Source organism: Thermococcus onnurineus NA1, from assembly GCF_000018365.1.
Classification (GTDB): domain Archaea; phylum Methanobacteriota_B; class Thermococci; order Thermococcales; family Thermococcaceae; genus Thermococcus; species Thermococcus onnurineus.
Genome location: NC_011529.1, coordinates 360,569 through 373,767 on the forward strand (window position 1 = coordinate 360,569; position 13,199 = coordinate 373,767).

A 13,199-nucleotide genomic window follows, 5' to 3' on the forward strand; every position below is an offset into this window, starting at 1 on the left:
TTTATACTTCCAATATTAGTTGTAACATGATTGGAAACTCTTTCACGGTGATGCTGATAATTGGAGGTGAATTGTATGTGGTGGGGATTTCAGCTTGAGTTTAAGCAGAGCCTTCGAACTAAGAAGCTCTGGGTAATACTCGGCATAATGGCGCTTCTTTACATTCCTGTGTTCTACATCATGAAGAGCATGGGGGCGCAGGATTTCACCGTTGAGGCCGCCATGACGTTTCTGATACAGTTCGTCACGGGCATGGCGGGCTTCTTCATTGGAATACTCGCCCTTCTCATGGGTGCTACGGCAATAAACAGTGAGATAGAAAAGGGAACTCTCCGCGTTGCGATGAGCAAACCCATAAAGAGGCTGAGCTACATAGGCGGCAAATTCCTTGCCCATGCAGTGGTTCTCTTCATCGCCCTGCTCCTCTCAACGCTAATCGGCGTTCTAGGGGTTGTCTACCTTGGTGTTCCGCTGAGCGGCCAGCTCGTGGCGGATGTTCTGCTCCTGAACATGCTGCTCCTCCTGGCAATGCTTCAGCTCGTTGCCCTTGGATACATACTCTCGACTCTCATAAAGTCCTCGAGCTCTGCCCTTGGAGCGGCTCTGGTTCTGGTCTTCGTGCTGTTCCTCATCATGCCAAACATTGTAGGCTACCTTGTGTTTAAGGAGATGATGGACAACCCAGATATGAGCATGAGTGACGTCAAGCAGCTGCAGAAGGATTACACCACTAAATATCTCTTCTACGTGCCCACTTCCCAGGTAGGGGTAATCACCGAAGACGTTGGGACAACCATCGACGAAGGTGCTGAAAATCCTGAATACAGAGGTATGGCATACGCCATAAGCCACAACCTCGTGAACTTCGGGATAATAGTCGGAATGACTCTCCTCTATTTGATCGTCGGATTTTACAGGTTCAACAGGATGGACCTAAGGTGATGCTCATGCTGAGGATTGAGAACCTGGTCAAGGTTTACAAGGACGTTAGAGCCCTGGACGGCCTCAACCTCGAGGTGAAGCACGGCCAGATATACGGTTTCCTCGGGCCGAACGGTGCCGGAAAGAGCACCACCATCCTGAGCGTCCTTGGCCTAATCTTTCCCCAGGAGGGAAGGATAGAGCTCTTCGGTGAGGAGGTTTTTAGGGACGGAAAGTACGACGAGAACAAGCTCGTCGAGGCTAAGAGGAGAATAGGCTACATGCCCGAGCACGCCACCCTCTGGGAATTCCTTACCCCAATGCAGACGCTTGATATAATCGGTGAGGCCTTCGGAATTCCAAAGACCGAGAGGGAAAAGCGCGCGAAGGAGCTCCTCCAGCTCGTCAACCTGTGGGAGGTCAGGGACAAAAAGGTGGGCAAGTTCTCCAAGGGAATGCGCCAGCGTCTGCTTCTTGCCCAGGCGCTCATCAATGATCCTGAGCTTTTGATCCTCGATGAACCTATGACGGGTCTTGACCCAACGGGAATAGCGGAGTTCAAGGAAATCATCAGGGAGCAGAAGAAGGCTGGAAAGACTGTGTTTTTCTCGTCGCACATCCTTGCCCACGTGGAGGAGATATGCGACACCGTTGGTGTCATAGTCAAAGGCAAGCTCCGCGTTGAGGACAACCTTGACAACATCAAGCGCGAGTTCCTCATGAGGGCCGGCTACACGATAGTCCTCGAGACAAACAAGCCCATTGACTTCAGTGGAGCTGAGTGGGCCGTCACGCCTCTGGGAGAGAGGAAGTACCGCATCGTGGCTCCGGGAGACATCAGGGAAGAAATCCATGACTTCGTAGCATCACAGGGTGCTAAGATACTTACGATGCAGGTCAAGGAACCCAGCCTCGAGGAGATCTTTCTCAAGATGATTGAATAACTTTCTTTTCCTTTTTGAGGGGGATTTTGGCCGTCTTCAGAAATAAAATAGAGAATCAGAGTTTTGCCCTCTCGAACTCTTCCTTTTTATCAAGCGGCTTTGTGGCGTCGATTCCCCACTTTGTGGTGAGGCTCTTTTCAGCCGAGGGATCAAGGGAGCTTCCGCGGGCGTTGGGCACTACCACAAGATCTTTATCGGCCTGGAAGCGCGTCGCTATCGCCCACTCAACTTCCCTGTCATCGTATATGTTGATGTCCTCGTCCACAACGACGACGTGTTTCAGGCTCGGGTGCCCTGCAAATGCCGCTAAAATCGCGTTCTTGCCGTCGCCATCGTGTTGCTTGGTTATGCTGACGACCGCGTGGAGCCACATTGTCCCACCCTCCGTTAGGCGGACACCGTGAACCTTGGGGACGACCCTCTTTACGCTCGCGTATATCTGAGGCTCCTTCGGGAGGCCCATGAGCATGTAGTGCTCGTAGCCGCCAGGCAGGAGGGCGTGGAATATTGGATTCTCCATGTGGTGCATTCTCTCGAAGACCACTACGGGCTGCTTCCTTATGTAGTCGTAGGTTCCGGTTATGTCCACGAAGGGACCCTCATCGGTGAGCTCCGGAAGTATCTTGGCCTCGAAGACGAACTCGCTCTCAACTGGAACGGGAATGTCACCAATCTCAGTGACTTCTAGGGGCTTTCCAAAGGCCCTCTGGCTTATAGCCGACGCTATCTCGAGTTCGCTCACGCCGTAGGCTACACTCGTTGCTCCGGCGAGGAGAAGGTGTATGGGATTGCCGACGACTATCCTAACGTCGAGCTCCTCCCCGCGCTCCGCTCTATCCTTCCACATCGAATAAAGGTGCCTTGGCACAAGCCTTATCGCGACGCGCTTCTCGTCGATAACCATCATTCTGTGAAAGGACATGTTAACAAAGCCATTCTCGTCCTTAGCGATGACCATGGCCGAGGTGAAGTACTGACCGCCGTCCTTCGGGTAGTACTTTGGAATCGGGAGCTCCTTAAGAGAGAAATCTCTGGTAGAACTCTCCATGAACGGGGCGTTCTTGACCATCTGGTACGGCAGGGGGTTCTCCATGGCATCTGCTATGAGGTGAAGAATTTCTTCCTTCCTGATCCCAAGATATCCTGCTATTCTCTCCCTCGTTGACCAGATGTTTCCTGCAACTTCCCAGCCGTCCACGTTTCTGAAGAGAACGGGTCTGTCCTTATATTCTAGTAAATAGCGCGTTATCTCAAGCTCCTTGCTGACGGGCTTATCAATGACGACCGTATCATTAAAGTGCTCGATGATTTCCCTCAGCATTTTATCACCTGAGACTACTGTTCCAAAAGGTCTATAAAGCCTTTTTCCAAACTCCCAGCGATTGGCCATGCCCGTGGTGGTACTTCGTATTCCAGACGGCTCTGCACTGGTGTATATCGAGAAAGCTGATCCCCAGGTGTATTTCAGAATATATGAACTACTGACCTACAAAAAGGATTTTGGCAAATGGGAGAAGCCTGAAAGCCTCTACGACCCATATGAGAGGACATTTCCGGTAGGGGTTCTCCCTAGAGTTAAGAAATTCCTCAACTCCAAGGGTTATCGGGTCAGGGTAAAGGATGAGCGCCAGGTTAGGGGAGTTAAGCTCAACTCCACCTGGAACGAGAACTACATTATGCGCAAATACCAGCAAAGAGCCGTAAAGAAAGCTCTGAAGGAGAAGATGGGAGTTCTCTCCCTTCCCGTTGGAAGCGGAAAGACGGTCGTTGGACTGAGGATAATCCATGAGCTTGACCTATCCGCATTGATAGTGGTTCACACGAAGGAGCTTCTCTATCAGTGGGCCGACAAGGTAAGGGAAGTCCTTGGTGTTGAGCCTGGAATAGTGGGTGACAACAAGTGGGAAGAAAGGGCTGTGACCATAGCGATGATACAGACACTCCTCTCCAGAGGTGCCGATAAGTTGCAGAACGACTATGCGATAGTCATGTTCGATGAATGCCATAGGACATCTGCGGCCGAGAAGTTCTATCAGCTGGGCCTTTCCCTACCTCAGGTGTACCGCTTCGGTCTCTCTGCCACTCCCTGGAGGCGGATTAGGGGGGAAGAGATAAAGATAGAGGCCGTTGTGGGTCCGACTATATTCGAAGTCCGCGCCGAAGACCTGATCAGAGAAGGCTTCCTTGCAAAGCCCCGCTTTGAGATAGTAACTTACGAGTCCAGCATGCCGTCCTTCAGTGAGCGCTACAAGGAGCTCTACGAGGATATGATAATGAACAACGATGAGAGGAACCGGGCGATAATTAGAAAGGCCATTGAGCTTGCTAGGAGAGGCCACCGTGTTCTCATCGACGTTAGGAGGATAGAACATGGCAAGATATTGAAGGGGATGCTTGAGAAGGAAGGAGTAAAGGCCGAGTTCCTCAGCTCAAAGAGCCCGAACAGGTGGGAGATACTCGAGGACTTCAAGGAAGGGAGGATTCCCGTCCTCGTGTCCACGTTGCTCAAGGAGGGCGTTGACATACCGGAAATCTCTGCTATAATCCTCGCTGGCGGTGGTAAGAGTGACATTATGACCATCCAGACTATAGGCAGGGCTTTGAGGCCAAAGAAGGGCATGAAGGCCGTTATAGTTGACGTCCAAGACGACGATCCATTGCTCTTCACGCACTTCCTCGAGAGACAGAAGGCTTTGAAGCAATACTATGGCCGCTATTATGACATGGAGATGAACCTAAAGACCAAGAAGAAGGTCGCCAAATAATGCAGCTCTGGTTAATGCCTCTGAATAGCGTTCGAAGAGGTCGTGTTTTGCTTTTCTGATTCCTTTCTCGTTCCCTCTGAACTCGATGCCTTCATATTCTATCCCCCACAGCACCAACCCCTCCGGTCTCGCCGGTGGAATTTTCCTGGAGTACTCGCCGTTGAGCATCTTCTCCACTTCTTCCTCCGTCAGGATGCCCAGTCCACAGAAGCGGAGTGCATTTACTATTCTTCTGGCCATCTCCCACAGGAAGCTTTTGCCTTCGAGCTCAATTATGTAGTATCCTTGGCGTTTGATGATATCGGCTCTAATCAGTTCTCTCACGGGGTTTTTGTGGGGCTCAAGCCTTGCAAAGGCTGAGAAGTCGTGAGTTCCGATGAAGAGCTTTGCGCACTCCCTCATAGCCTTTTCATCAAACCCCGCATCAATGAGGTAATAGCGATAGGTCTTTGACTTGGCCCAGAAGCGGGGGTGGAAATCCTCCGGAACCTCGGCAGTTCCGAGAACCCAGACATCCTTCAGGTGGAAGTTGAGCACCTCAGGCCTGACCAGATCCGGCCTCGAAGCAACGTCAAAGGCCACAACGTTGAAGAATGCAGAAACGCCCCGATCAGTTCTTGATGCACCCTTGAAGTTGGAGCTCTCAACGTCCTCTATTATACCCAGCTTAGTGAGAGCCCTAATGATTTCCCCCTCGACGGTTCTAAGGCCTGGTTGCCTCTGAAAGCCATAGAAGGCAGTTCCGTCGTAAGCTATACGAAGGGCAAGCCTCATGATGGGAAGTTGTTAAGTGAAAGTTAAAGCCTTTTTGGTGTTTAATCTGTTGGCATTATGACAATTATATATGTAAAAATTGGGCAGATTTTGACAGATATCTTCAAAACTTTTCGAAATGTTTAATAAAATTGCCTTAGGATTATCAGCTTAGAAAGAGCTGAAGGAGGTGATCACCAAGTGGAGTCGGCAATTGAACCTGAGGTCTTCATAAACATCGTGAACTTTGATATTATGTGGCGGTTCGTTCTTAAGAACTTTGGTGGGGACTCGAAAAATGTCGGAAAAGATGCCAAGCCGATATTTTCATCACACTTTTCTATTCAAAACGAAAAGATAGATAATGAGAAAGGTCAGAGATACGGCTCCCTGTAGAGCGGCCTCAGAAAGACCTCAAAGGCCGCCACCGGCATTTCTATTCCCCAGTTTTCCAGCACCTTCGGGTGTATCTCCCCAATTATTCCTACTTCCTGACCGTTCACGATGATTTTTCCGACCCTTCCCGGGATGAAGCTGTTGTGCTCGATCTCTTTCAACTCATACTCGAGGCCGAGGTGGTGCATAACGCTGTCGAGAATCTCTTTAACTTCCGTGAAAGTTACGCGTGGATGGGCTATGGCAACTGCAAGCTTGCTCTCGCTTACGGTCTTGGTCTCCTTGTTCTCGTTTATGAGCGTTGTCTTTCCTACCTCGAATATTCTCTGCGGGTACTCCTCGTGGGTGTTCTGGCTCAGGAACTCCATTAAGCTGGGAATCAGCCATGCCCTCAAAGCGGACCACTTGGGGCTTATGGGATTCTCTATTTCCACGAGTCTCGCCGGCGGATGATGACCGTACTCCTCAAAGGGATGCTCTCCGAAGTCGAGGTTCATCTTGGTGTACTGAGCCTCCCTGTTGGTCAGGTTGAAAGTCATAACCTCCTGAAGGCCGTAGCCAACCATGAGCTCCCTCACGGTATCTTCAAACTCAACGAACTTATCTCCCCTGCCCTGGACGGCAAGCTTCGGCTCCTCCGGTTTGATCTCGTTGTAGCCGTAAGCTATGAGGACGTCCTCGAGCACATCACGGGCGTGCATTATGTCATCGCGGAATGCCGGGTACTTGAGCTTGGCCTTTCCATTTTCGAGTTCCACCTCGTAAAACATCCTCTCGAGGAGCTCCTTGATTTCTTCGTCGCTCAGATCTATCCCTGCGAGCCTCCTGATGTACTCGAACTCAACCTCGAACTCCTTTGGAGTTAGGTTGGGTGTCTCTATCTCGAAGTCTCCGTAAACGACCTTTACACTCTTTATCTTCCCGCCGCGCTCGGCCAGAGCAGTGACAACAACGTTAAGGGCGAGCATAATCTTGTTCAAGTCCCAGCCAGTGACGTCGACGAAGACGTTTCTGGTCTCAGTCGTCACCCTTCCGGTCAGCTCGGAGTTGATAATAGGGGGCATGGAAAGGACATTGCCCTCGCTGTCGACGAGGAGCGGGTAATATGGCTTGTCCTTTATCAGATGGCCGTATTCCTTGCCCTTCTCGTGCTTCTCGAGGATTTCTTCGAGACTCATCTTTTCCTCAAAGCCCAGCGGAACGAACTTCTCAGTCTTCTCAGCGGCGCGGTAATAAATTGGCGGCTTAACCTTGTCGAAGTCGAAGATGCCTATTGCAACTTCCCTTCTGCGCCTTCCGAACGTTAGCGCCACCTTTTCCTGGAGGTTGATCATCTGCTTGAGAGCCTCATCGTCGAGGCTGAGGCCCTCAACGATGGCGTAGACACCGTAGGGCCTGATATCTTTCAGCTTTTCATCAACGTAAACAACGACGTCGCTCTTTTCGACCTCATACCTTGGCAGGCCCTTCGCCATCCCAAGTGCCCAGCGGATCTGCCTCGCTATTCCCTCGGCGCTCCAGAGGTCTGGCCTGTTGGTGTCCTTTGAGTCTGCCTTGAAGTAGATCTGACCGTTCTCCTCCCAAACGTCGTCGAGCTCGCATTTCGCGTAGAGGAAAAGGTCTTCCCATTCCTCAACGGTGAAGCTCTTTCCGACGAGCCTCTCTAAATCCGCTTTCGAAACATCGAACTTCGGCATGAGCATCACCCCTTTACCAGACCAGCCTCGCCTCTCTCAGCCACCCCAGGTCGTAGCTGAAGAGATACCTTATGTCGTCGATTCCGAGTTTGAACATGGCAAGTCTGTCAATTCCAATTCCCCACGCTATTACAGGAACATCTATGCCTAGGGCCCTCGTCATTTCCTCTCTGAATATTCCAGCGCCGCCGAACTCGACCCAGCCGAGCTCGGGATGGTAGGCGCTCATCTGTACGCTCGGCTCGGTGAACGGATAATAGTCCGGCAGGAACTTGACTTTCTTGGCTCCGGCGATCTCAACGGCGAAGCGCTTGAGTATACCCAAGAGATGCCTGAAGTTGAGGTCTTCACCAACCACGAAACCGTCCACCTGGTTGAATTCTATGAGGTGCGTCCTGTCCAGGACGTCGGGCCTGAAAACGCGCTGTATCGTGAAGTATTTGCCCGGAATCTCGACACCTTTAGCAAGCTGCCTGCCGCTTAGGGCGGTACCGTGGGCTCTCGGCATCAGCAACATGGCTCTCTCCGGACTCCAGACGTAGCCCCAGCCGCGTGAGCCAGCTAAGCCTCTCTCGTGGGCGGTCTTAACCCTCTCGACGAGTTCTTTATTGGGTAGGTAGCCGCTTTTCGGATATTTAAGCTGATAAGTGTCTGTCCATTCTCTTGCCGGATGGTTCTGAGGCTGGAAGAGAGCGTCGAAGTTCCAGAACTGCGTCTCTATGAGGCTGTCAACAGTCATTTCGATGAAGCCCATCTCTATGAGCCTTCTCCTTATCTTGTCGAGGAATGCCCTGTAGGGCTGCTTCTTGCCGGGATAAATCCTTCTCACCGGCGCCTGGATGTTGAAGCGCTTGAACTCGACCTCACGCCACTTTCCGGACTTTATGAGCTCCGGCGTGAGGGTTGAGACTTCCTCCTTGAGCTCAAGGCCTTTATTTGCGAGCTCCTCTCCTTCGGGCGTTATCTCGACGGTTCTTTCGGTTACGATGTCTTCTTCGGCTATCTTCCTTCTCTTGAGGTCGTTCACCTTGATAATTTCCTCAATCTCACTGACGGGAATAGCTTCTTTCTCGGCGAGGAGCTTTAGTGCCCTGTCAATCGCTCTCTCCTCGGCTTTAAGGCCATTCTCCGTTATCTCGAGGACGAGCTTTCCATCCTCCTTCCTAATGCTCGCCCAGCCCTCCTTCCTGAGGAGGCCGACTATCGGCTTCAGCTCGTCCTCGCTGAGGACTTCTTTGAGGTCATCGAGTGTGACCTTGCCCTTTTTCCTGAGGACTTTCAGAGCCCTCCATTCTGGCAGTCCAATTTGAGCATATTTCTTACCGGTCTCGGTTAGCTTTGCTATCCTCTCGCTCTTCTCGTGGAGCCTCGCCAGACCTTTGCTCTGAAGCCAGAGAACGGCTCTCATGACCGCGACCTGGTCGAGACCGGTTTTTTCAACGAGCTCGTCGAATTTAGCCTTTTTCAACTCGTTAAGTTTTATGAGCGTCAGCTTCTCTTGATAGCTAAGCTCCATAGGGCCACCTCCTTGGGTTGAGTTTGAGAAGAGTTACTTAAGAATTGCGGTGAAAGAAAAATAAGGAAAACTCACTTCTTGTGGGGGAAGAAGACGACCTTTCCAGTCTTGCCGGCGCGCATGAGCTCAAAGGCTTCCTCAAACTTGTCGAAGCCCTTGTACTTGTGGGTTATTATTGGATCGAGGTTGAGCTTGCCGCTCTGAATAAGGCTCGAAACGGTGTACCAGGTCTCCCAGAGGTGCCTTCCGGTTATTCCGTGTACTTCAAGGGCCTTGAAGATTACGAGGTTGTTGATGTCAAAGGTGACCTCTCTCGGGAAGAGGCCGAGCAACGAGACCCTTCCTCCCGGTGTTACCGCCTGGAGGCCCTGTTCGAAGGCCTTAGGAGCGCCGCTGAACTCGAGAAAGACTTCAACACCGGCTCCATCAGTTATGTCCATAACGAACTTAACTGGATCCTCTTCGAAGGGGTTGACAACGTAGTCAGCACCAACTTTCTTTGCTAGCTCGCGTCTAAACTCGCTTGGCTCGCTGACGATGACAGGATAAGCGCCACTGGCCTTAGCAACGGCTATACCTAGGAGACCGAGCGGACCTGCGCCTGTGATAAGCGTGCTCCTTCCAGCTATTGGACCAGCAAGAACTGTATCAACGGCGTTTCCAAGGGGCTCTTGGAGGGTTGCATACTCGGGAGGCATGTCTTTCGGATTCTTCCAAGCGTTCTGGGCGGGAACTATAGCGTATTCGGCAAAGACACCGTCCATGTCAACGCCGAATATCTTTGTGTTCTGGCAGACGTGGTAGCGATTGTGCTTGCAGGCGTAACATTTTCCACAGACTATGTGAGTCTCAGCTGAAATGTAATCACCAACATTGATTGTATCAACGCCGGGACCAACCTCGATGACCTCTCCGGCGACTTCGTGACCCATTATCTGGGGCGGTTTGATCCTGCTCTGCGCCCATTCGTTCCATTCATAGATGTGCAGGTCAGTTCCACAGATACTGGTGGCAAGAACCTTGATGAGAACCTCTCCAGGACCGGGCTTGGGGATATCAACTTCAACGAGCTCCGCACCGTAGGCGGGCTTCGTCTTAACGATCGCCGGCATCTTTTCGGCCATAGCAACCATCTCCTTAATGTTTACATGCTTATCTAAATGGCGGGGCGATATAAACCTTTTGTGAAGGTTCAATGATGTAAACAATAGTTTTCCTGATGGATTATCGGAAACCTTATATTCTCCTTTGAGTATTTTCCAACTAAGTAAAGGGGGTCTAAAGATGGCGCTGATAGTCGTGACCGGGCGAGGAGGTGCGGGAAAAACTACCACCACTGCTAACCTTAGCACTTTCTTAGCCATGAGGGAATATCGTGTCCTTGCTGTCGATGGTGACTTATACCTGCCTAACCTTGGTTTCCACTTTGCACTTGATACTGTAAAGTACACTCTCCACTCGCTTCTCAAAAATCCCGAACTTGATCCTGAATGGGCCATCTACAAACATCCCCAGACGGGAGTTCATGTGATGCCAGGAAGCACGCAGCTTCAGGATGTTCTGGGCATCTCTCCAAAGAGATTAGTAGATATTCTGGAAAGAGTCAAATATCGGTTCGGAGTTGTTTTCGTGGACTCGCCCACTGGAATTCCATTTGACACGCTTCCTACCTTTGAGCTTGCCAACTATCAACTTATAGTGGTTGAAATAGAGCGCTCTCCGATATACTCTTTCGAGGTAATGGTTAAGAACGAGATAGAAAAGCTGAAAGCCCTAGGTGAGAGATATAATCTCAACATTGGTGTGATACTGAACAAGGTCAGGGAGTCAGAGGACATAGTTGACAAGATTATAGAGGCCGTTGAAGAAGACCTCAATGTTCCAGTTCTTGGGTGGATACCCTTTGATAACAAAGTTCCTGAGTCCATCAATTTGGGTGTCCCTGTCATTAAGTACTATCCTAACAGTGATGCCGCCATAGCCTTTCGGGAAACTGGAGAAGTCCTTGAAGAATGGATATTCGGCTGATTTCTGGGGGTGTTGAAATGAACATGGAAGGGCTCGTGGAGAAGGTAGCTAGCGGAGAAATAAAATTCCATCAGGTTGAAAAATATACAAACGGCGACAAGAAGCTCGCCACTGAAATAAGAAGGAAAGCTCTTGAGAAAAAGTTTGGGATAAGCCTCGAGAACATTGGACATTACTCCATAGACCCCAACCAAGTTATCGGAAGGAACATCGAGAACATGATAGGCGTCGTCCAGATACCGATGGGCGTTGCCGGACCGCTCAAAATTAACGGTGAATACGCCAAGGGGGAGTTCTACATTCCGCTCGCGACGACGGAGGGTGCATTAGTAGCTTCAGTCAACCGCGGTTGTTCTGCATTGACGGCAGCCGGCGGGGTCAAGACAACAATTATAAGTGATAAAATGACCCGTGCGCCGCTCCTAAAGTGTCCGGACGCAAGAAAGGCAAGAGAAGTTGCGGAGTGGGTCAAGGCAAACATTGGCTACCTCCAGGAGAAGGCTGTCTCTAAAGTTACGCGGCATGGAAAGCTCCGCGACGTTAAGCCCTTTATCGTCGGCAATAACCTCTATCTGAGGTTTGAGTTTGAGACCGGCGACGCCATGGGTATGAACATGGTCACCATTTCGAGCGAGGAGATAATGAAGGTCATCGAAGAGGAGTTTTCGGACGTTAAGTACCTTGCCCTCTCAGGAAACCTCTGTGTTGACAAAAAGCCCAACGCAATGAACTTCATCAACGGGCGCGGAAAGACGGTCATAGCCGAGGCGATAATCCCACGCGAGATCGTCGAGAAAAAGCTGAAGACCACTCCGGAGCTCATAGCAGAGGTCAACTACCGCAAGAACCTTGTGGGTTCAGCCCAGGCTGGCTCCTACGGCTTCAACGCCCACTTCGCCAACATTGTGGGCGCGATATTCCTTGCAACGGGCCAGGACGAGGCACAGATTACGGAAGGGGCCCACGGCATAACTCTTGCGGAGGTTACCCCAGAAGGAGACCTCTACATCAGCATAACAATGCCAAGCCTCGAGATAGGAACCGTCGGTGGTGGAACTAGGGTCCCGACCCAGAGGGAAGCCCTGAGCATCATGGGAGTTGCCGGTGGTGGTGATCCACCTGGAACGAACGCCAAGAAGTTCGCGGAGATAATCGCTGGTGCAGTCTTGGCTGGAGAGCTTTCACTGCTGGCTGCAATAGCGGCGAAGCACCTCGCCAAGGCTCACAAGGAGCTTGGGCGTTGAGCTTCTTTCCTCTTTTACCCAACGCTTAAAAATCCTAGAAGAGACGTATTTGGGGATGATGACCATTTCCCTCACTCTGAAGAGTGATGAGGAGCCGATGCTCTGACCCGGATATCCCTGTACTTATTGTAATCTAAACTGGTGAGAAAGCCCAAATTTATCCTTAGCCCCTCTATTATATTCCTGGATAACATAAAGCAAAAGAAAAATTAATTAGGATGTTTCCCAAAAAATGTTGGGATGTCTATGATGGTTACAGTTGAAATAGATGGGGACGCCTGCAGTGTTGTATCAATGAGCAGTCACTCAAAGTTGTTTGAGTTTTTATTTGAGAACATGCCAATACAGTCCCTTCATTACAGGACCTTTCTCGCAGATAAAGGTGTGTACATTGTAGAAACCCACGGGACGAAACTTTTAAGACTGGAATGTCCTGAGGGAAAGAAAGCCCTTCTGCATGAGCTTCATCATAGTGAAATTACTCCCCAGGTATTTCTCGAGACGTATCTGAGGGCTCTCTTCAACGTGCTTGACTTAGCCAAGATCAAAGAGAAGGTCGTTCTTCAGTATTATGTCGTCGATAAGTTCGTGCAACCAGTAAAAATTGAGATCAAGGATCATCCCGCTGGGTTTAGGAAGGGCTCCTTTACACTAATCGACGAGTTAATTGCTCAAAACTACGGAAAAGTTGGGCTAGGAAACGTTCGAAAGCTGACAAAGATACGATATGACCCATTGGACATCTTTGGTGGGAAAACCATTGGAAACACGATCCTGATTTTCAATAAGCGTGACTTACGTGAGCTGGCGTTCTTGTATTTCGACGACTATAAGACTGCAAAGACGCTGTTTACCCACACAACTGATTTTTATCTGAACAGTGTGTTTTTTGGTCATCTCAAATTCAAAATACGCAAATTCCTTGGCATTTGATG

12 protein-coding genes are annotated in these 13,199 nt (G+C 50.4%); 7 read left to right on the forward strand and 5 right to left on the reverse strand.

Going from position 1 to position 13,199, the window contains the following annotated elements; translation table 11 throughout:
* Window positions 1–75 precede the first annotated feature (75 nt).
* Both TON_RS02040 and TON_RS02045 read left to right on the forward strand, forming a co-directional pair.
* Window positions 76–942, forward strand: coding sequence for an ABC transporter permease subunit (locus tag TON_RS02040; RefSeq protein WP_012571347.1), 867 nt, complete (start codon window positions 76–78; stop codon window positions 940–942).
* 5 nt (window positions 943–947) lie between these two features.
* A complete protein-coding gene (locus TON_RS02045; protein WP_012571348.1) occupies window positions 948–1,865 on the forward strand; it encodes an ABC transporter ATP-binding protein in 918 nt (305 codons plus the stop codon).
* A 55-nt stretch (window positions 1,866–1,920) separates the two neighbouring features.
* On the opposite strand, the gene TON_RS02050 is transcribed toward TON_RS02045, so the two are convergent.
* Window positions 1,921–3,186 (reverse strand): UbiD family decarboxylase, encoded by a 1,266-nt coding sequence (locus tag TON_RS02050; protein WP_012571349.1) that lies wholly within the window; start codon window positions 3,184–3,186, stop codon window positions 1,921–1,923.
* A 73-nt stretch (window positions 3,187–3,259) separates the two neighbouring features.
* Between TON_RS02050 and TON_RS02055 the strand changes: the two genes are divergently transcribed.
* Window positions 3,260–4,630 carry a DEAD/DEAH box helicase gene (locus TON_RS02055; RefSeq protein ID WP_048055141.1) on the forward strand — a complete coding sequence of 457 codons (1,371 nt, stop codon included), beginning with the start codon at window positions 3,260–3,262 and terminating at the stop codon, window positions 4,628–4,630.
* Here the strand turns inward: TON_RS02055 and truA are convergent.
* Window positions 4,601–5,404, reverse strand: coding sequence for a tRNA pseudouridine(38-40) synthase TruA (gene truA, locus TON_RS02060; protein ID WP_012571351.1), 804 nt, complete (start codon window positions 5,402–5,404; stop codon window positions 4,601–4,603). The two genes, TON_RS02055 and truA, sit on opposite strands and share 30 nt — an antisense overlap.
* Window positions 5,405–5,584: 180 nt before the next feature.
* On the opposite strand from truA, the gene TON_RS02065 reads away from it, so the two are divergent.
* Window positions 5,585–5,779: a hypothetical protein gene (locus tag TON_RS02065; protein ID WP_048055026.1), complete on the forward strand. Its 195-nt coding sequence runs from the start codon at window positions 5,585–5,587 to the stop codon at window positions 5,777–5,779.
* Here the strand turns inward: TON_RS02065 and pheT are convergent.
* The 3 genes from pheT to tdh all read right to left on the reverse strand — a co-directional run bounded on the left by pheT (window position 5,758) and on the right by tdh (window position 10,116).
* Complete coding sequence (pheT, locus tag TON_RS02070) at window positions 5,758–7,476, reverse strand: phenylalanine--tRNA ligase subunit beta (RefSeq protein WP_012571352.1); 1,719 nt, start codon at window positions 7,474–7,476, stop codon at window positions 5,758–5,760. The two genes, TON_RS02065 and pheT, sit on opposite strands and share 22 nt — an antisense overlap.
* Window positions 7,477–7,489: 13 nt before the next feature.
* Window positions 7,490–8,992: a phenylalanine--tRNA ligase subunit alpha gene (gene pheS, locus TON_RS02075; RefSeq protein WP_012571353.1), complete on the reverse strand. Its 1,503-nt coding sequence runs from the start codon at window positions 8,990–8,992 to the stop codon at window positions 7,490–7,492.
* Window positions 8,993–9,063: 71 nt separating this feature from the next.
* Window positions 9,064–10,116, reverse strand: a complete 1,053-nt coding sequence (gene tdh / locus TON_RS02080; RefSeq protein ID WP_012571354.1) for an L-threonine 3-dehydrogenase — start codon at window positions 10,114–10,116, stop codon at window positions 9,064–9,066.
* Between the two features lie 160 nt (window positions 10,117–10,276).
* On the opposite strand from tdh, the gene TON_RS02085 reads away from it, so the two are divergent.
* From TON_RS02085 to TON_RS02095, 3 genes are all read left to right on the forward strand, one after another.
* Window positions 10,277–11,020 carry a MinD/ParA family ATP-binding protein gene (locus tag TON_RS02085; protein ID WP_012571355.1) on the forward strand — a complete coding sequence of 248 codons (744 nt, stop codon included), beginning with the start codon at window positions 10,277–10,279 and terminating at the stop codon, window positions 11,018–11,020.
* Window positions 11,021–11,037: 17 nt separating this feature from the next.
* The gene (gene hmgA, locus TON_RS02090; protein WP_012571356.1) at window positions 11,038–12,264 is read left to right on the forward strand and encodes a hydroxymethylglutaryl-CoA reductase (NADPH); all 1,227 of its coding nucleotides are present in this window, start codon (window positions 11,038–11,040) and stop codon (window positions 12,262–12,264) included.
* Window positions 12,265–12,504: 240 nt separating this feature from the next.
* Window positions 12,505–13,197: a hypothetical protein gene (locus tag TON_RS02095; protein WP_148202355.1), complete on the forward strand. Its 693-nt coding sequence runs from the start codon at window positions 12,505–12,507 to the stop codon at window positions 13,195–13,197.
* Window positions 13,198–13,199 lie beyond the last annotated feature (2 nt).

Excerpts from the sequence above, each read along its gene's own strand:
- TON_RS02095 (WP_148202355.1), top strand. The coding sequence starts at position 12,505 with ATGTCTATGATGGTTACAGTTGAAATAGATGGGGACGCCTGCAGTGTT.
- pheS (WP_012571353.1), bottom strand. The coding sequence starts at position 8,992 with ATGGAGCTTAGCTATCAAGAGAAGCTGACGCTCATAAAACTTAACGAG.
- truA (WP_012571351.1), bottom strand. The coding sequence starts at position 5,404 with ATGAGGCTTGCCCTTCGTATAGCTTACGACGGAACTGCCTTCTATGGC.
- hmgA (WP_012571356.1), top strand. The coding sequence starts at position 11,038 with ATGAACATGGAAGGGCTCGTGGAGAAGGTAGCTAGCGGAGAAATAAAA.
- TON_RS02045 (WP_012571348.1), top strand. The coding sequence starts at position 948 with ATGCTGAGGATTGAGAACCTGGTCAAGGTTTACAAGGACGTTAGAGCC.
- TON_RS02040 (WP_012571347.1), top strand. The coding sequence starts at position 76 with ATGTGGTGGGGATTTCAGCTTGAGTTTAAGCAGAGCCTTCGAACTAAG.
- TON_RS02085 (WP_012571355.1), top strand. The coding sequence starts at position 10,277 with ATGGCGCTGATAGTCGTGACCGGGCGAGGAGGTGCGGGAAAAACTACC.
- TON_RS02050 (WP_012571349.1), bottom strand. The coding sequence starts at position 3,186 with ATGCTGAGGGAAATCATCGAGCACTTTAATGATACGGTCGTCATTGAT.
- pheT (WP_012571352.1), bottom strand. The coding sequence starts at position 7,476 with ATGCCGAAGTTCGATGTTTCGAAAGCGGATTTAGAGAGGCTCGTCGGA.
- tdh (WP_012571354.1), bottom strand. The coding sequence starts at position 10,116 with ATGGCCGAAAAGATGCCGGCGATCGTTAAGACGAAGCCCGCCTACGGT.